Genomic DNA, 16,905 nt, shown 5'->3' with positions numbered 1-16,905 from the left:
TTAAAAGGTAAGAAAATGAAAGCATCTTACCCATAGAGGGTTCATGAGTAAGTAAAATAGCGAAAATAAGAAAGAGAGTAACTCATAAAGGGTTCATGAGTAAGTAAAAAAGTAAAAATAAGAATTTTAGTAACTCATAAGGCGTTCATGCGTAAGTAAAATAGTGAAAACAAGAAAAAATACTAACTCATAAGAGTAAAAGGGTGTAAGTCTAAGAACAGCCCTTTTTATTTTTGGTTTTTTTTACAAAAAGCTTTATAGTTTTAGTAGTCACTATGTTCAGATTATAAATTTTAGGAGTGTTTATGGAAACGAAAGAGTATCTAATATCACAGCTTAATGAAATTGAAAAATGGGAAAAAGATCAAAAAAGCGTATTTTTTTGGGAGAAAATCGGTAGAATCCCATTTATGATCTTGGATAAAATTACACCTAAGTTCATTCACGATAAGATTGGAGTTATTTTAGATGAACTATCTAAATATGTGAATGCTGGTGGTCAATATTTAGTTAGTGTTCCTTCAACTTTAACTAGGATGAGTAAGGAGCTTTCTATTCAAGAATTAACCGAAGTGGAAATGGTCAAACAACTTAGTCTTGAACAAATGGATCGTGTTTCGAATGGTTTTATTGCTAGTCGTAAACAATTTGCAAAGGTTCAAGGGGCTACGACAGGTTTTGGTGGAATGTTTACGATTGCAATCGATATACCAATTTTATTAGGGCTTACATTAAAGACACTTCAAGAAATAGCGATTTCTTATGGTTATGATCCAAATGATCAAATGGAGAGAGTCTTCATTATTAAATGCTTACAATTTACATCTGCTGATATAGTTGGTAAAAAGGCGATATTAGAAGAGTTAACAAATATTGAAGGAAAAAAAGCCTTTTCTCAAATTGAAGGTTGGAGAGAAGTATTTTATACATATCGAGATAACATGGGCTGGAAGAAGCTGTTTCAAATGATCCCAATTGCAGGTTTAATATTTGGTGCATATGTAAATAAACAAGCAATTGAAGATGTTGGCGAAGCTGGAAGAATGCTTTATAAAAAAAGACGAATCATGGAAAGACTGCATGATTTAAAATAAACAGAAAAAAGATGAATTTAGTTTAGAGCTAAATTCATCTTTTTTGTTGAATTCATAAATCAAACGTTTGTTTAATTTTTAAATTTATTTGGGAATTGCTTAATAATGCCTGAAGACAATGCATCTGCAAGAACGATAATGTGATCAAGACCTGCATCAAATGCTTTTACATTGCCATCCCAATTCATTTGTATTCTTGTTACAACTTCATTTGTTACCATTTTTAGATGCTTGTATAGCAAGTCTTTTAAAGCTTGATTTGTCCAATTTGGATTTGCTTTACTCAAAAATGCAGCAATGTCATCTGCATTTTTAAACCATTGATCGTTTAATGTTTTTAAAGTTGCCATATCATTCGCTTTAGCAGCATCAATGATTTTACCAGCCAATACAATATGGTCAGTTAATAGTTTAGCAAGCTGATCTCCTGCTGCAGCACCATAATAAGGTTTAACTGCATTTCCAATATCTTGTTGATTTCTTAATAGTCGAGCAAGTACTATGTCCTTATCTGGCAATCCAGCAACCGCGCTAACAATATACTTACTAGTCCAAATCGTATGATCCATCCAAAGCTTTCTCATATCGCCTTGGAATTTACACGCTGATTTACTAATGTATCTTCCATGAGCTCGAGTATCAGTTTGCTCGGCACTGGATTTAATAGGGGATAAAATTAGTGCAAAACATAAAAATAGAGATGTGAATTTAAGTATTTGTTTCTTCATTTAGATGTCTCCTTTGAGATGTTTTCAAAATGTACCAGTATTATTTTGGATTTTTTTTAAAGTAATATTCAAAGTCTTTATATTTACTTCAATTGTTCAATGATTTTTCCTATGGAAAACATTAAAAAAGATTATATGTACTATGTAAAAAGTGATTTTGATTTAGTATAATAGTTAGTGGAAAAAAATGGGAATAACGGAATTGAAAGTATTGCTTATTCTTTGGAAGGTGAAGGGGAGGAAAGCTTTGTTAAATTATTTATATCCAAGTATCTTTATCATGACTTTAATCATTTTATTTTTTTGTTATAGATACTTTAAAGGTTATATTACTCTACTAAAATATTTATATTGGATCATCTTTGGAATCTACATTACATGTCTCGTGGATATTACTTTGTTCCCATTTCCTTATCAAAAAAATCTAATTCAAGTCATGATTGAGGATCACTTAGGATATACAAATAATTTTGTCCCTTTTAAAGTAGTTGTAGATTCAATAAGTTATGGATCATTTTCAATTGCTCTAAAGCAAGTTGGCGGAAATATTGTATTATTTATGCCAATAGGATTTGCTTTGCCAGTTCTGTATCCTAAAATTATGAAAAGTAGAACGATATTAGTTGGTTTTACTGTAAGTTTAGGGATTGAAATAATCCAAGGAACCATGGGATTTTTTCTTGGATATAATTATCGATCATGCGACATTGATGATTTATTATTAAATACATTTGGTACTGTATTAGGAGTCGTATTCTTTAGTTTAAGTACTAAATTATCTATTAAACCAAGACTATTAGAAGAAAGTCGTTAATCAATATATAAAAAGACAAGGAGCATGATGCTACTTGTCTTTTTGTAACTTCTGGAGTTCTTTCACTGTCACAAATTTATATCCATCTTTCGATAATAAATCCAATATCCCCTTAATTGTTGCTAATTCTTTACCAGTTTTATCATACATCGGATGAATTAAAATAATTGAACCCGGTTTAATATTTTTCTTTACATAGTTTATTTTGTCTTCAGGTTTTGTGTAAAAAGTATCTGGCTCCAAATTCCATGTAATCGTTTCTCTGTTATGTTTATGCATGTAATACGGTAACCCAAATAGTTTTTTCCCATTTGGTGGACGGAACTCAATTTCCCCTTTATAGCCAGCTTTTCGAATTAGTTTATCTGTCTTTTCTATTTCATTTTTGATAAATGAAGGTGATTTTAACACCATTCTGTCATGAGAATATGTATGATTTCCAACTTGTTGTCCCGCATCCACAATTTTTTTAGCTTCCTCGGGATTCTTTTCAATTGGCTGTTTTCGCATAGATTGTTGCTATTTTGACCATACTCCTAAAGGGTGCTAAAATACTTGTTTGGGAGGTGCTTTTTCAATGATGGAACATGTTTATGCTGATTTCACTGATTTATCAAAACAAGACCAAATCAAGTTATTCAATCGCTTAAAAACAGAGTTCTTCTGTAATGATGAAGAAGAAATAGCTGACACATACACTACAATTAGAGAAACTCGCTTTAGCGAAGGTCTTGGTTGTGTTCATTGTGGAAGTGTAAAGGTTAAGCGAAACGGTAAATATCGTGGGAGACAGCGTTACTTCTGTCATGATTGCAGCAAGTCATTTAATGACTTAACAAATACTCCGATTTCAGGTTCACGATATCTTGGAAAATGGGCTAAATATTTTCGTATGATGATTGAAGGCTACACCTTACCAAAAATTGCTGAAGAGCTTAAAATTCACATATCCACTTGTTTCTATTGGAGGCACAAGATTTTATTTGCATTGCGTTCTTTAGGATTTCAAGGTTTAAAGGGAATCGTTGAAAGCGACGAGACCTTTTTCAAAGAGTCCTTTAAAGGGCGTAAAGTAGAAGGCAGAGACCCCAAAGAACGTGGTGGAAGAGACCCGAAAAGAGGTATAAGTAATCTGAAAATTGCAGTTGTAGTTGCACAAGACCGTAATGGTCAAGTAGTTGTTAGAAAAGCTGGTCGTGGTCGTGTCCGAGCAGAAGAAATAGATGCGGTAATTGGGGAGTATATAGACCCCTCTGCTTTGTTATGCACTGATACTGCTACAAACTATAAAAAGTTTGCATTGGATAAAGGTCTAAAACATGAAACAATCAATGTTAGTAAAGAAGGGTATGTTAAAAAAGGCATATACCATGTTCAACATGTCAATAGCTTTCATAAACGTCTTGGAGATTGGATGGATAGATTTCAAGGAGTAGCCACTAAATATCTCGATAACTACCTATACTGGTTCAAATTCTTACAACAAAATAAGAAGTTAGCTACTAAGGATAGAGTAAAGGGTATGATGTTAGGTTCCTGTCAAAATCCTAATTACATTACAGTTAAGTATTTACGAGAAGTATAAATATAGTTGGATTAGAACAAAAAAGCCATATCAATTGATATGACTCTAAAGGCATATTATGCAACTAACGAATGCGTTAGCCATCCATGAATCCACAGATTCACAATAGTGAATGGAAGTTTATATCGTACTCCCATGGTAGTTGCTTAAGGAAATTTAAATTTATATTAAACTTTAATAATTTCATTTTTTTTCATTTTCTTCAGTATTAAATAAATCAGTTAAAGGATTTTGAATTGAACTGAAATACGTTGAAAACATATTAAGAATTCCTACAACGAACAGTATCCATCCGAAGCCTCTTAGTAAAACAGGTCCAACAAAATTAGTAAAATAAGTTAAAGTGACAATTAAAAGACCAAATATAATGTACATTGCACTGACTGGATTTTTCATGTTTATTTCTCAACCTCTCGATGTAAATTTTATTGTTAGTAAATAATTCCATATTTTACGCATAAATTCCTTCTTCAACTAACAATAATTTTCCTTTACTAATACATTATTTTATAAAAGCAACAAACTTTACGAAAACAGCCTTTCAATTTCATTACCGATTAGAAAAAAAGTAGCTTTTGCATTGTATTGATCTAAAAGTGGAAGAATGTCATCAACGTTTTTTGTTGGACCGTCGTCAAATGTTAAAGCCACTACTTTTTGGTTAGTGTGTACTTCGTTTGTTAATCCACCAAAAAGCTGAAAAGATCTTGCATTCATTAGCTTGTACAATCCAAATAAGATCAGAAACAAAATTAGAATACTTGCACTTATTTTAAGTAGTCTTTTTTTCATCTATTTTACCTGTCTTTCTAGATATTGAAATTAAACATAATTATATCATCACTAATTAAAAAAGAATAAAAGAAGGAAATTAAAGGGAATTTAAGAGTGATGGAAGAAGTAGTGTAATACAGATTAAGGTTCTTCTTTTTCGGGAGTATTTTTTGAAAATAAGTTTTTATTTAGTTAAAACAATCTACTTGCAAAGTTATCAGTTTAGTATTAAACTGATAACAAGATCGATCAAAGAGGTGCAAAAATGTTAAATAGTCATAATGAATCTTCTGCAAACAAATCAAAAAATTTAGCAGTATTACTTTGGTTTCGATTAGCTCGTTTTTATCTTAAAAATGTTAGAGAATCAAATAATCATTTGAAAAAGTGGGGACTGACGACTGCTCAATTTGATGTAATTGTACATGTAGGGAGAAATAAGCGTCTTACTCAGCAAGAATTAGCCGATAAATTAGTTGTTACAAAAGGAAATGTGACTCATCTATTAAAGAAAATGGAAGAGCTTCAGTGGATTAAAAGAGAAGTTGAATGGAAAAACAAATATCTCTCTTTAACAGAGATAGGTCAAAAAATGTATGAAGAAATCATTCCTACACAGGATGAGTTTCAACAAGCTCAATTCAACAAATTAACTGAAGAAGAACAATTACAATTACTTACTTTATTAAGGAAATTAAATAAAAAATGAATTAGAGCGGAGGAGAGTTTATGGAGAAAATGAAAGGCATACATCATATCACTGCGATAGTTGGTGATCCACAAGAAAATATGGATTTCTACGCTGGGATTTTAGGCTTACGCTTTGTGAAAAAAACAATTAATTTTGATGATCCAGGTACGTATCACTTTTATTTTGGAAATGAAGCTGCACAACCAGGGACGATCATGACTTTTTTCCCTTGGGCTAATGCATATAAAGGAAAAGTAGGAAGTGGGCAAGTAGGAATCACAACTTTCTTAATCCCAGCTAACTCAATGGAATTTTGGGAAGCGCGTTTAGCATCATTTAATATTCATACAAAAAAAGTAAGTCGATTTGGAGAAACATTTCTTCAATTTGAAGACTTTCATGGCTTACAGCTTGAATTAGTGGAAAGGGAAGCTGGCCAGGAAAATACTTGGGAATTTAATGGTGTTACAAAGGATGTAGCAATTAAAGGGTTTGGTGGTGCAGTTTTATATTCTGGAGCACCGAATAAAACAGCTGAACTGTTGGAAAACGTAATGGAATTAGAATGCTTAGGTCAAGAGGGGAATTATTTACGTTTTAAGGCTGCTAGCGATATCGGAAATATGATCGATATTGAATTAGCAGCAGTAGGAAGAGGCGCTATGGGAGTTGGAACTGTCCATCATATTGCATGGAGGGCAAGTAATGATGAAGAACATGTAAAATGGCAAGAAAAGTTATATGACAATCATTATGGAGTTACTGAAGTAAAAGATCGAAATTATTTTAATGCAATTTATTTTCGTGAAAATGGTGGACTTTTATTTGAAATTGCAACTGATCCACCAGGATTTATGATTGATGAGGATATAGACCATTTAGGAGAACAGTTAATGCTACCAAAGTGGCAGGAACCACATCGTGAAATAATAGAAAATCACTTGCAACCAATTGTTGTTAGAGAAGTGAAAGGAGAATGAAGATGAAGCACGTATTTAATAGAGGAAGTAATCCATCAAAGCCAACATTTTTATTATTACATGGTACAGGTGGGAATGAACTTGATCTATTACCAATTGCAGGTATGATCGATGATGAAGCTTCTGTATTATCTGTAAGAGGTAATGTGAGCGAAAATGGAATGCCACGTTTTTTTAAGCGATTAGCTGAAGGTGTATTTGATATGGAAGATTTAGTTTTCCGTACAAAAGAATTAAAAGAGTTTATTGAATCGGCGTCCGAAGAACATGGATTTGATTCGAATAATATGATCGCAATTGGTTATTCAAACGGTGCAAACATTGCAGGTAGCTTACTGTTCAATTATGAAAATGTATTTAAAGGCGCAATGCTATTCCATCCAATGGTACCGATTCGTGATTTAGAATTGCCAAATATGAAAGATGTGTCAGTCTTCATTGGTGCAGGCAAAAATGATCCAATTTGTTTACCCCAAGAAACAGAAGAATTAGCATCATTGTTAGACGGCGCTGGTGCAAAAGTCGTTACACATTGGGAAAACATGGGGCATAGCTTAACTAGATCGGAAATTGAAGCAGCAGCTGATTGGTACAAAAATAACTTTTAAGGAGCATGCAATAATGATGAAATCTTTTTCTCCAGCGGATTTAAGTGATCGTGATAATTATAAGTTCTTGATTGGTGGGATTATTCCAAGACCAATTGCTTTTGTTACAACTGAATCAAATGAGAATGTCTTAAATGGAGCACCATTTAGCTATTTCAACATCGTAACGTCTAATCCACCTATGATATCTGTATCTGTTCAGCGACAAAATGGTAAACAAAAAGATACAGCTAGAAATGCGATTGAGAAAAAAGAGTTCGTTGTCCATATTGTTGATGAATCAAATGTTGAAGCGATTAATAAAACAGCTGCTGCATTGCCACCTACTGAGAGCGAAGTTGAATTAGCAGGGTTAACCCCAGTGGAAAGTGTAATGGTTTCAGTCCCAGGAGTGAAGGAGTCAAAAATTCGAATGGAATGTATCTTAGAACAGGCAATTCCATTAGGAACAGATAACGAGGCTTGCGACTTATTAATAGGCAAGGTTGTTTATTTTCATATAGAAGATGAAATTTATGAAAATGGACGGATCGATGCAGATGGCTTAAAAGCAGTTAGTCGTTTAGCAGGGAATGATTATGCTAAAGTTGGAGAAATGTTTACAATTGATCGTCCTAAATAAGTTTAAAAAGATTGAAGGGTAAAGTCGCATGGACTTTACCCTTTATTTTTGTTTGAAAATATTAGCTTTCTAAATTTAAATAGTAAAATTTTATCATTAGTATTAATACTTTTTGTCTGCACATAGTATATAGTTGATGATATTAAATAGACTGTCCATTTTTGGAGGTCTTTTTTTTTGTACGAGCTATTAATTAATTGCTAAATGTCTACGAAAAAAAGTAGAAAATAATTAAAAGAAAAATGAACGTTTTGCAGAACCTAATCGTATAACAAATGAAAACTAAATAAATATTGAATAAGTTAGCTAGGAAGGAGGAAGAAATGGCTGATTTAGATGAATTAGAAATTATAAAGTATGCTCAGCAAGGTGACCAAGATGCATTTGCTATACTATTTCAAATCCATTATTCCTTTTTATATAAATACGTATTGAAGATGACGTTAAATCAACAAACTGCAGAAGATTTAGTGCAGGATACGATGTTGAAAGGTTATGACAATATAAAGAAATACAACGGTCAATCCAAATTTTCAACTTGGTTAATTACAATCGCTACTAGACTTTATTTAGATCAACAAAGAAAGAAAAAGCGCGAATGGTTTTGGCAAAAAAATGAGTCTGTAGAATTATCACGATCCTTAAATTGGCAGTTGGCTTATAAAGGGTTCGAGTGGAGTGATATTATGGAGGGTTTTGAAAAGCTTAAATCGGAAGTGCGGGCGGCCATATTATTAAAGCATTACTACGGCTATACGAACGAAGAAATTGGAAATATGATGGGAATTCGAGAAGGAACGGTTAAATCAAGAATTCATCATGGGATGAAGGAATTAAGAAAGGAGTTAATGCAAGATGGATAAAGAAGAAATTGTTTCAGCGTTTAAGCAGTTTGATGAATTAACGAATGTACATGAACCCTCAATCAACGCGATTACAGAAAAAATTAAAAGTCATCAAGAAAAAAAGAAAACCATTTTTCTTAAAGAACTAATCTTATTCATCTGTGTAGCGTGCAGTCTATTTATCGGTGCACTACTTATATCGTTAGAAGCACCAGTAAGTATTGTTATTATTCAATGTTTAGGTTTCATTGCTATACCAATTATTTATAAACGAGATAAAAAGAAAATTGAAAGTGAGTGGATTTAAAATGGAATGGACAACGGAAAATATTATCATTTTAGTGTTAGTCTTCATAATTTTAATAATTCAAAGTATCACACTTTTTACAAAAGCAAAAAAGAGAAGTCGTTCAGCATGGTTATGGGGGCTGTTAGGAATGATTCAATTCCCTTGGCCTAGTATCTTCTTTTACTTTTTAGTTGTTCGAAAAGATCGAAAAAAACTAAATTAAGAAAGTGGGCGGTTTGGGATGGAAATCAGACCAGCGTTAAATATAAAAGAGACAACATTTCAAAAATGGATAAATGGGATTTCGCTACTAATAACCGTTTTATCTGGAGCCTATTTAATGATGATGTATCATAAGCTACCAAGCGAAATACCAATGCATTTTAATGTGAATGGAGATATCGATAATTGGGGACCGAAATGGACAATATTCATTATATGGGGGGTTGGGCTTATTCTTTATTTCGTCAATTCTAACCTTCAGACAATTCCTCAAAAATATAATTATATCGTAAAAATTACACAAGAAAACGCTGAGAAACAATACAAATTAGTGCTGCAAATGATGTCATTTTTAAAGTTAGAACTCATGATTATAATTGTATACCTTATCTGGGTAGTTGTACAAAATTCAAAAGGAACGATGGATCAACTGAATATTTTTGTTATGGTAGGGTTTGTAATTTGTTTATTTAGTACACTGATTGTGTATGTGATTAAATCAAGAAAATATCGATAGTGTAGAAATACTAGACTAATTGGAACGGTTCAATTAGGTCTAGTATTTTTAATTTTATGTTTGACAATTTTAGTGTATCACCTGTATAGTACACGTATAAGGTGTATTAATCGAGTAATACGCATAGTGATGTATTAAGTGTATGAACTAAGTAGTACACACACATGCTAATTAAATTGAATTAAGAACGAGGAGGTGGATTGATGGAATTTATAGTGAATAACCGTGAACCCGTTTATTTACAGGTCGTTAGGCATTTTAAACAACAAATTGCCAAAAGACTATTAGAAGCTGGTCAAGAGATACCATCAAGAAGAGAATTAGCTGTTCAATTTAATATAAATCCAAATACTGTACAAAAAGCATACAAGGAAATGGAGGAACAAGGATTGATTACGACTGAACGAAATTTCCCTAGTAAGATTACGACTGATATAAAAGTGTTAAATAGTGTACGAAATGAATTGATTATGGAAGCTGTAAATGAATTCGTCGATTCAATTAAAGTAATAAATGTTCCTGTGGAAGAATTACTTACAATGGTTAAACAAAACTATGAACAAAAGATAAAAGAAGAAATGAAAGGAGATGCTTAAATGATCCAAGTAAAAAATGTTTCAAAAAAATATGGTCGGAAAAATGTTTTACGTGATATTTCTTTTACTGCAAATAAAGGAGAAATCACTTGTTTAATAGGCATTAACGGTGTTGGTAAATCTACAACGATGAAGGCGATTATGGGGATTACGCCAATCGATCGCGGAGAAATATTAATAGATGATAAGAAAATGAATCATACAATGTACGAAAATATCACCTTTATACCAGATACACTTACAATGCTTCCTAGTTTTACAGTTGGAGAAGCAATGCAGTTTATGAAAGACTTTTATGTAAATTGGAATCCAGAGCGTGCAAAAGAATTACTTGGATTTTTCCGTTTAAAGGAAGATGAGAAATTAGGTGAGCTTTCAAAAGGGAATGCTGCAAAAGCCAATTTACTTTTTGGTTTAGGACTAGATGTAGATTATGTTCTGATGGATGAACCTTTTTCTGGTATCGATATGTTTAGTAGAGAGCAAATTGCAAAAGTGTTTACGAGTCACTTAATTGAGGATCGAGGCGTGATTATAACCACGCACGAAATTAGTGATATTGAGCATTTAATCGATAAGGTCATTTTATTAGATAACGGTGAAATTCTGAAAGAGTTTTATACTGAAGAAATTCGATTAGAAGAAGGTAAATCAGTTATGGATGTAATGAGAGAGGTGTATGACCGTTAATTTTAATTAATTAAAATTAATAAAAATATCACAATTCGTTCTAAATGAAAATCACCCATTGTGTTTAAATGTACATGAGGTGAGTAAATTGAAAGTTGATTTGATAGGTGGAACTGAACAAACTCTTAAAGAATTAAAAAAAACAATGATACTTGCGATGAGAGTAAGATTAAGGCCAACTAAAGAACAAGAAAAACAATTATGGAAATCAGTGGGAACTGCTAGATGGGCTTATAACTGGGCATTGTCCAAACAAGAAGAAAATTATAAAAACGGTGGGAAGTTTATTTCTGATGGCATATTAAGAAAAGAATTAACTGTATTAAAACAAACTGATGAATTTTCTTGGTTGTATGAAGTATCGAATAATATTACAAAACAAGCGATAAAAGATCTTTGTGAAGCGTATAAGAAATTCTTTAAAGGGTTAACTGATAAACCACGATTCAAAAGTAGAAGAAAATCAAAATCATCTTTTTATAACGATAATGTGAAGTTGAAAATAGGTGGAAATAAAGTATTGATTGAGAAGGTCGGTTGGGTTGTAGTTTCTGAATGTATACCAGATGAAAAATACTATAATCCTAGAATAAGTCACGACGGAAAATACTGGTATCTTTCTGTAGGGATTGAGGTATCAAAACCAATTCTTGAACTGACGAATGTCTCACTTGGAATTGATGTAGGAATTAAAGAGTTAGCCGTTTGTTCAGATGGCATTAAGAAGAAAAATATTAACAAAACAAGCACTGTTAAAAGTGTAGAGAAACGCCTACGTAGGTTGCAGCGTCAAGTTTCTCGTAAATATGAAATGAATAAGGAGGGAAACCGTTTTGTCAAAACAAGCAACATTATAAAAATCGAAAAGAAGATACAACACCTCCATAGAAGGTTGACAAATATCAGACTAAATCATCATCATCAATCCACGAGCGAAATAGTGAAAACCAAACCATATCGCATCGTAATGGAAAGTTTAAATATCAGAGGGATGATGAAGAATAAGCACCTTTCAAAAGTTATTGCAAAGCAGTGTTTATTTAAATTCAAACGCCAGATTCAATATAAATGTGAAAAATATGGCATTGAATTTTTTGAAGCTGATAAATGGTACCCATCTTCTAAAATGTGTTCAAGTTGTGGGAATTTGAAAAAAAATTTAAAACTATCAGATCGATTCTATAAATGTGAATGCGGTCATGAAATCGATCGAGATGTAAACGCAGCGATCAACTTGTCACGATATAAATTAGTAAACTGACACCTAGACGTCATTACTGATATGTAGGGTTCGTTGTATCCGAATTTACGCCCTTGGAGTGTTAGATCAAACGAAAGTAGCTTAACTAGGCAAAATCGGACACGAAGAATAGGGAAATAAACGAAATCTATAAAAATAATAGATATAATTATTGGTTTTTATAATTTTTGGCAACGGTGTATGAATCGTGAATCGATATTTAAAACTAGTTAATTTTGAGGTTAATCGATTTTTTAAATTATATATAGGGTTATTAATTGTAGTAGCTATATCACAGTTTGTAAGTTTATTTGTAGTAAAGTCCAACTATATGAAAGCGGCTAATGATGCAAACTATGCAAGTTCTTTGAAAGCAACAGAAGAGTTTATCTCTTCAAATGGGTTACTTAACTTTAATCAGGTTGCTAATCACCCACTATTTATTGGTCCAATTGTCATATGTATCGCATTAATGATGTTCTATGTTTTTATCATTTGGTACAGAGATTACTTCGGGAAAAACACATTTATTTACCGTTTATTTATGTTACCAACATCAAGAATGACAATTTACTTTGCGAAAGCAAGTACGATCTTAATTATGGTGTTAAGTTTACTCGCTTTTCAATTAATACTATTACCAATTGAAATAAATGTATTTCAAAATATTGTTCCAAGTGATCTTTTAGGGAAAATGAGTACGGTTGAACTTTTTATGAATCCCAATATTTTTGCAATGGTGTTACCAAGTAACTTTGAGGATTTCATTTTTAGGTATCTTATTGGAATGGGATTAGTGTTTACTCTTTTCACATTCATTCTATTAGAACGTAGTTATCGCTGGAAAGGTATATTATTTGGGATTTTATACGCTATGGCGATTGTAGTTTTAATTCTTATACCAGAGATTATTCAATCTTACGTTTTTGGAAATGATTTCTCATTTTATCCAAGCGAAGTCATTTATATGGAAATAGGTCTTTTTGCAATCATTATTACAGGTTCAATCTTATTTAGTAAATATTTATTAAAAAACAAAGTATCGGTGTAAGGAGGAGTTTAGAATGAAGCGATATCGTAATTTGGCAGTAATAGCCGTTGTCACGACAATCAGTTTAGGTACGTTTTTTACGAAAGTAGCTATGTCAGAAAGCAAGTTGCCTAAATTTTACTTAAAGACCGAAAATGGAGATTCGAAATACGTTAAAAATTTAGTTCTTAGCGGTGGATACGGTCAGGATGGAGGTAGGGGCTTAAGTATCACTACTGACGGAAGTGAATATAAAGATACTAATTCAATTCTTAGTGAACTTGATAGTGAATACTATGACTTAAAAAAATTAAATGATTTAAAAAAGAAAGAAAGAAACTTTATGCGCGGAAAAATTTCTTCTTCTCAATTTTATATCGATAAAGATTTTGCATGGCACGCCGAGGTAAAAGGTGGAAAACTTGATGGTACGTATGAGCATAAAAATAATCATTTTAAAATGTATATAGATGGTCTTGATCTTCAAAATAAAGACCGTTATAAATTTAAAATTGATATCCAAGGTGAAGAAAACTACTCATATATAGATGTAGAGGATGTACAATTAATTGGTAAAGATTTAGTTGTCACTACTTATCAAAATAAAACGATAGATAATAATACAAAATCAGATGTAAATGTCGATCAAACTGAACTAGTTATGTATCGAATTAATGTAAACCAAAAGAAAATTGTTGATCGTAAAGTGATTAATAAATCATCCAATGACCAAAAGACACACACTCATACTGAATTACAAAATACGATATCAGAATCAGATCAAACGATTCCTTCTAAATTCAGTGTCTACAAAAAGGCAAAACTAAAGGATACAGTTCAAACGAATGGAGAAACAACAACTGAAGAAATTAGTAATGAAGTATTCGTATTTAATTTAGAAACTGATAAAGAAGAACCTTTAAATTTATCGAATGAACAAAAAGAACAATTGAAGCGGAGTAATGTAATCCTTGATAAAGATAACTTGTATTTTATAACGAACGGTGATAAAGATCTTTCAGTATTAATGTATAATCTAAACAATAAAAAAGTCGAAGGTGCACCAGTTCATATTTCTAAAATAAATGCTAATAACCTTTCAAATTATAAAATTATTGATGGAAAACTATATGCAATTACGAATAACAATGAGAATCCTGGAAAGTTAAATAAAGATTTGATTATTTCCGATTTAACAAGCGGACAAAGTGTTTTCGAAGGTAAGATTGATGTGAAGAACATTAAAGGAAATGCTAGTAAAGCATTAAAAAAATTACAGATATATGATTTTAAGGTTGAATAAGTAGGGCAGGAAAAAGAAAAGACATGGGTTATAGGAAAAGATTTTATAAAACTTATAAAATCTTTTCCTACTCCTTCTCTTTCTTTATTCCTGTTCTTTTTTTTATCTCATCCTTCACTTTGGGAATATACGTTCTAGTTTAATTACTTGAATTCGTATTTAAACATCGATAATATGTAAAGATGATTATTTTTTAAAGTACGTTTGTTCTGTTTTTGATTGATTTTTGAAATTTTGTGGTAAAATAGAAGGATAGGTATGTTTTGGAAATGGAGGCGGGGAAGATGGAGCAGGGATTCGAGGTAGTTTCTAATTATTCACCTCAAGGCGACCAGCCAAATGCGATTAAGCAGTTAGTTGATGGAGTTAGAAATGGTAAAGAGCATCAAGTTTTATTAGGTGCTACAGGTACGGGAAAAACGTTTACCATTTCAAATGTAATTAAAGAAATAGGAAAACCAACATTAGTATTTGCTCACAATAAAACATTAGCAGGGCAATTATACAGTGAATTAAAAGACTTCTTTCCTAATAATGCAGTTGAGTATTTCGTTAGTTACTATGATTATTTTCAGCCAGAAGCTTATGTACCTCAAACGGATACTTATATTGAAAAAGATTCAAGTATTAATGATGAAATTGATAAATTACGTCACTCTGCGACTTCCTCCCTTTTTGAACGTAAGGATGTCATTATTGTAGCGAGTGTATCTTGTATTTACGGTTTAGGTTCTCCTGAAGAATATCGTGAATTAGTTTGTTCTCTTCGTATTGGAATGGAAATTAGTAGAGACGACCTATTACATAAACTAGTAGATATTCAGTATGCGCGTAATGATATTGACTTCTCACGTGGTACATTCCGAGTTCGTGGAGATGTTGTTGAAATATTCCCGGCATCACGTGATGAGCACTGTATTCGTGTGGAATTTTTTGGTGATGAAATTGAAAGAATTAGAGAAGTGGATGCATTAACAGGTGAAATTTTAGGTGACCGTGAACACGTTGCAATTTTCCCGGCTTCCCACTTCGTTACACGTGAAGAAAAAATGAAAATCGCCATTAAAAATATTGAAGTTGAGTTAGAAGAACGATTAAAGGAAATGCGAGATAACGGTAAGTTACTAGAAGCTCAAAGGCTTGAGCAACGAACTAGATATGATTTAGAAATGATGAACGAGATGGGATTTTGTTCAGGAATTGAAAACTATTCCCGTCATCTGACGCTGAGACCACCAGGTTCTACGCCTTATACATTATTAGACTATTTTCCAGAAGATTTCTTAATGGTGATTGACGAGTCACATGTTACGGTTCCGCAAATTCGAGGAATGTTTAACGGTGACCAAGCTCGAAAGCAAGTATTAGTAGATCATGGATTCCGACTGCCTTCAGCATTGGATAATCGACCTTTAAAGTTTGCAGAGTTTGTGGAAAAAGTTCAACAAACTATTTACGTAACTGCGACACCTGGACCATATGAGCTAGAACTGTGTCCTGAGAAAGTAGAGCAAATTATTCGTCCAACTGGTCTACTAGATCCGACGATAGATGTTCGTCCGATTGAAGGTCAAATTGATGATCTGATCGATGAAATTCGTAATCGAATTGCTAAAAATGAGAGAGTACTAATTACTACTCTAACGAAGAAAATGTCTGAAGATTTAACGGATTATTTGAAAGAAATCGGAATTAAGGTTAACTATTTACATTCTGAAATTAAAACGCTTGAACGAATTGAAATTATTCGCGATCTTCGTTTAGGTAAATATGACGTATTAATTGGTATTAACCTTTTACGTGAAGGTATAGATATTCCTGAAGTTTCATTAGTCGTAATTTTAGATGCAGATAAAGAAGGATTTTTACGATCTGAACGATCATTAATCCAAACAATTGGTCGAGCAGCAAGGAATTCAAATGGTCATGTTATTATGTATGCTGATAAAATGACGAATTCGATGAATATTGCTATTAATGAAACAATGCGTCGTCGTGAGATTCAGGAAGAATATAACCAAAAACATGGAATCACTCCTAAAACGATTATTAAGCAAGTACGTGATGTGATTCGAGCTACTTCTGTTGCTGAAGAAGAAGAAGTTTATGAAAATGGTATTAGTGCTAAATATAAGAAAATGAACAAAAAAGAACGTCATTTATTTATTCAATCAATTGAAATGGAAATGAAGGACGCAGCGAAGGCGCTTGATTTTGAACGAGCAACAGAACTTCGTGACTTAATATTAGAATTGAAGTCTGAGAGGTGAAGAACTT

19 protein-coding genes and 2 pseudogenes are annotated in these 16,905 nt (G+C 32.3%); 17 read left to right on the top strand and 4 right to left on the bottom strand.

From position 1 onward, the window contains the following. Nucleotides 1-305: 305 nt before the first annotated feature. A complete protein-coding gene (locus tag ACFVR2_RS12610; RefSeq protein ID WP_387362134.1) occupies nucleotides 306-1,094 on the top strand; it encodes an EcsC family protein in 789 nt (262 codons plus the stop codon). 71 nt (nucleotides 1,095-1,165) lie between these two features. Here the strand turns inward: ACFVR2_RS12610 and ACFVR2_RS12605 are convergent, their stop codons facing one another. Next, on the bottom strand, nucleotides 1,166-1,822 hold the full coding sequence (locus ACFVR2_RS12605) for a glycosyltransferase (protein ID WP_387362132.1): 657 nt from the start codon (nucleotides 1,820-1,822) through the stop codon (nucleotides 1,166-1,168). A gap of 247 nt (nucleotides 1,823-2,069) precedes the next feature. On the opposite strand from ACFVR2_RS12605, the gene ACFVR2_RS12600 reads away from it, so the two are divergent. Next, on the top strand, nucleotides 2,070-2,636 hold the full coding sequence (locus ACFVR2_RS12600) for a VanZ family protein (protein WP_387362130.1): 567 nt from the start codon (nucleotides 2,070-2,072) through the stop codon (nucleotides 2,634-2,636). Between the two features lie 30 nt (nucleotides 2,637-2,666). Here ACFVR2_RS12600 and ACFVR2_RS12595 read toward each other — a convergent pair. Beyond that, a pseudogene (locus ACFVR2_RS12595) lies at nucleotides 2,667-3,131 on the bottom strand (polysaccharide deacetylase family protein); the annotation flags it as partial. Nucleotides 3,132-3,213: 82 nt separating this feature from the next. Between ACFVR2_RS12595 and ACFVR2_RS12590 the strand changes: the two are divergent. After that, nucleotides 3,214-4,221 carry an IS1595 family transposase gene (locus tag ACFVR2_RS12590; protein ID WP_387362128.1) on the top strand — a complete coding sequence of 336 codons (1,008 nt, stop codon included), beginning with the start codon at nucleotides 3,214-3,216 and terminating at the stop codon, nucleotides 4,219-4,221. 183 nt (nucleotides 4,222-4,404) lie between these two features. Here ACFVR2_RS12590 and ACFVR2_RS12585 read toward each other — a convergent pair whose 3' ends face one another. Beyond that, nucleotides 4,405-4,617: a hypothetical protein gene (locus ACFVR2_RS12585; RefSeq protein ID WP_387362126.1), complete on the bottom strand. Its 213-nt coding sequence runs from the start codon at nucleotides 4,615-4,617 to the stop codon at nucleotides 4,405-4,407. Nucleotides 4,618-4,749: 132 nt separating this feature from the next. Beyond that, a pseudogene (locus ACFVR2_RS12580) lies at nucleotides 4,750-5,013 on the bottom strand (polysaccharide deacetylase family protein); the annotation flags it as partial. A 247-nt stretch (nucleotides 5,014-5,260) separates the two neighbouring features. On the opposite strand from ACFVR2_RS12580, the gene ACFVR2_RS12575 reads away from it, so the two are divergent. From ACFVR2_RS12575 to uvrB, 14 genes are all read left to right on the top strand, one after another. Next, nucleotides 5,261-5,704 carry a MarR family winged helix-turn-helix transcriptional regulator gene (locus ACFVR2_RS12575; RefSeq protein WP_387362124.1) on the top strand — a complete coding sequence of 148 codons (444 nt, stop codon included), beginning with the start codon at nucleotides 5,261-5,263 and terminating at the stop codon, nucleotides 5,702-5,704. A 20-nt stretch (nucleotides 5,705-5,724) separates the two neighbouring features. Continuing rightward, nucleotides 5,725-6,666, top strand: coding sequence for a ring-cleaving dioxygenase (locus ACFVR2_RS12570; protein WP_387362122.1), 942 nt, complete (start codon nucleotides 5,725-5,727; stop codon nucleotides 6,664-6,666). Between the two features lie 2 nt (nucleotides 6,667-6,668). Further along, nucleotides 6,669-7,274, top strand: coding sequence for an alpha/beta hydrolase (locus ACFVR2_RS12565; RefSeq protein WP_387362120.1), 606 nt, complete (start codon nucleotides 6,669-6,671; stop codon nucleotides 7,272-7,274). 16 nt (nucleotides 7,275-7,290) lie between these two features. Beyond that, complete coding sequence (locus ACFVR2_RS12560) at nucleotides 7,291-7,896, top strand: flavin reductase family protein (protein ID WP_387362791.1); 606 nt, start codon at nucleotides 7,291-7,293, stop codon at nucleotides 7,894-7,896. A 323-nt stretch (nucleotides 7,897-8,219) separates the two neighbouring features. Then, nucleotides 8,220-8,759 carry an RNA polymerase sigma factor SigY gene (gene sigY, locus ACFVR2_RS12555; protein ID WP_387362118.1) on the top strand — a complete coding sequence of 180 codons (540 nt, stop codon included), beginning with the start codon at nucleotides 8,220-8,222 and terminating at the stop codon, nucleotides 8,757-8,759. Continuing rightward, nucleotides 8,752-9,048, top strand: a complete 297-nt coding sequence (locus ACFVR2_RS12550; protein ID WP_387362116.1) for a YxlC family protein — start codon at nucleotides 8,752-8,754, stop codon at nucleotides 9,046-9,048. Before sigY ends, ACFVR2_RS12550 begins: the two co-directional genes overlap by 8 nt. A gap of 1 nt (nucleotide 9,049) precedes the next feature. Then, nucleotides 9,050-9,253 (top strand): transcriptional regulator, encoded by a 204-nt coding sequence (locus tag ACFVR2_RS12545; protein ID WP_387362114.1) that lies wholly within the window; start codon nucleotides 9,050-9,052, stop codon nucleotides 9,251-9,253. Between the two features lie 18 nt (nucleotides 9,254-9,271). Then, nucleotides 9,272-9,769 carry a DUF1648 domain-containing protein gene (locus tag ACFVR2_RS12540; protein WP_387362112.1) on the top strand — a complete coding sequence of 166 codons (498 nt, stop codon included), beginning with the start codon at nucleotides 9,272-9,274 and terminating at the stop codon, nucleotides 9,767-9,769. A 203-nt stretch (nucleotides 9,770-9,972) separates the two neighbouring features. Then, nucleotides 9,973-10,365 (top strand): GntR family transcriptional regulator, encoded by a 393-nt coding sequence (locus tag ACFVR2_RS12535; protein ID WP_387362110.1) that lies wholly within the window; start codon nucleotides 9,973-9,975, stop codon nucleotides 10,363-10,365. Continuing rightward, nucleotides 10,366-11,055: an ABC transporter ATP-binding protein gene (locus ACFVR2_RS12530; RefSeq protein ID WP_387362108.1), complete on the top strand. Its 690-nt coding sequence runs from the start codon at nucleotides 10,366-10,368 to the stop codon at nucleotides 11,053-11,055. Between the two features lie 145 nt (nucleotides 11,056-11,200). Further along, the gene (locus ACFVR2_RS12525; protein ID WP_387362789.1) at nucleotides 11,201-12,316 is read left to right on the top strand and encodes an RNA-guided endonuclease InsQ/TnpB family protein; all 1,116 of its coding nucleotides are present in this window, start codon (nucleotides 11,201-11,203) and stop codon (nucleotides 12,314-12,316) included. 187 nt (nucleotides 12,317-12,503) lie between these two features. Then, complete coding sequence (locus tag ACFVR2_RS12520; RefSeq protein ID WP_387362106.1) at nucleotides 12,504-13,346, top strand: hypothetical protein; 843 nt, start codon at nucleotides 12,504-12,506, stop codon at nucleotides 13,344-13,346. Between the two features lie 13 nt (nucleotides 13,347-13,359). Beyond that, a complete protein-coding gene (locus ACFVR2_RS12515; protein WP_387362104.1) occupies nucleotides 13,360-14,628 on the top strand; it encodes a hypothetical protein in 1,269 nt (422 codons plus the stop codon). A 284-nt stretch (nucleotides 14,629-14,912) separates the two neighbouring features. Beyond that, complete coding sequence (uvrB, locus tag ACFVR2_RS12510) at nucleotides 14,913-16,898, top strand: excinuclease ABC subunit UvrB (protein ID WP_387362102.1); 1,986 nt, start codon at nucleotides 14,913-14,915, stop codon at nucleotides 16,896-16,898. The last annotated feature ends 7 nt before the right edge of the window (nucleotides 16,899-16,905 follow it).

This window comes from Gottfriedia sp. NPDC057991 (assembly GCF_042886615.1).
Taxonomy (GTDB): domain Bacteria; phylum Bacillota; class Bacilli; order Bacillales; family Bacillaceae_G; genus Gottfriedia.
The sequence above is the reverse complement of the archived record's forward strand: the minus strand, read 5'-3'. Positions and strand labels throughout refer to the sequence as shown.

Excerpts from the sequence above, each read along its gene's own strand:
- ACFVR2_RS12610 (WP_387362134.1), top strand. The coding sequence starts at position 306 with ATGGAAACGAAAGAGTATCTAATATCACAGCTTAATGAAATTGAAAAA.
- ACFVR2_RS12605 (WP_387362132.1), bottom strand. The coding sequence starts at position 1,822 with ATGAAGAAACAAATACTTAAATTCACATCTCTATTTTTATGTTTTGCA.
- ACFVR2_RS12590 (WP_387362128.1), top strand. The coding sequence starts at position 3,214 with ATGATGGAACATGTTTATGCTGATTTCACTGATTTATCAAAACAAGAC.
- ACFVR2_RS12585 (WP_387362126.1), bottom strand. The coding sequence starts at position 4,617 with ATGAAAAATCCAGTCAGTGCAATGTACATTATATTTGGTCTTTTAATT.
- ACFVR2_RS12575 (WP_387362124.1), top strand. The coding sequence starts at position 5,261 with ATGTTAAATAGTCATAATGAATCTTCTGCAAACAAATCAAAAAATTTA.
- ACFVR2_RS12570 (WP_387362122.1), top strand. The coding sequence starts at position 5,725 with ATGGAGAAAATGAAAGGCATACATCATATCACTGCGATAGTTGGTGAT.
- ACFVR2_RS12565 (WP_387362120.1), top strand. The coding sequence starts at position 6,669 with ATGAAGCACGTATTTAATAGAGGAAGTAATCCATCAAAGCCAACATTT.
- ACFVR2_RS12560 (WP_387362791.1), top strand. The coding sequence starts at position 7,291 with ATGAAATCTTTTTCTCCAGCGGATTTAAGTGATCGTGATAATTATAAG.
- sigY (WP_387362118.1), top strand. The coding sequence starts at position 8,220 with ATGGCTGATTTAGATGAATTAGAAATTATAAAGTATGCTCAGCAAGGT.
- ACFVR2_RS12550 (WP_387362116.1), top strand. The coding sequence starts at position 8,752 with ATGGATAAAGAAGAAATTGTTTCAGCGTTTAAGCAGTTTGATGAATTA.
- ACFVR2_RS12545 (WP_387362114.1), top strand. The coding sequence starts at position 9,050 with ATGGAATGGACAACGGAAAATATTATCATTTTAGTGTTAGTCTTCATA.
- ACFVR2_RS12540 (WP_387362112.1), top strand. The coding sequence starts at position 9,272 with ATGGAAATCAGACCAGCGTTAAATATAAAAGAGACAACATTTCAAAAA.
- ACFVR2_RS12535 (WP_387362110.1), top strand. The coding sequence starts at position 9,973 with ATGGAATTTATAGTGAATAACCGTGAACCCGTTTATTTACAGGTCGTT.
- ACFVR2_RS12530 (WP_387362108.1), top strand. The coding sequence starts at position 10,366 with ATGATCCAAGTAAAAAATGTTTCAAAAAAATATGGTCGGAAAAATGTT.
- ACFVR2_RS12525 (WP_387362789.1), top strand. The coding sequence starts at position 11,201 with ATGATACTTGCGATGAGAGTAAGATTAAGGCCAACTAAAGAACAAGAA.
- ACFVR2_RS12515 (WP_387362104.1), top strand. The coding sequence starts at position 13,360 with ATGAAGCGATATCGTAATTTGGCAGTAATAGCCGTTGTCACGACAATC.
- uvrB (WP_387362102.1), top strand. The coding sequence starts at position 14,913 with ATGGAGCAGGGATTCGAGGTAGTTTCTAATTATTCACCTCAAGGCGAC.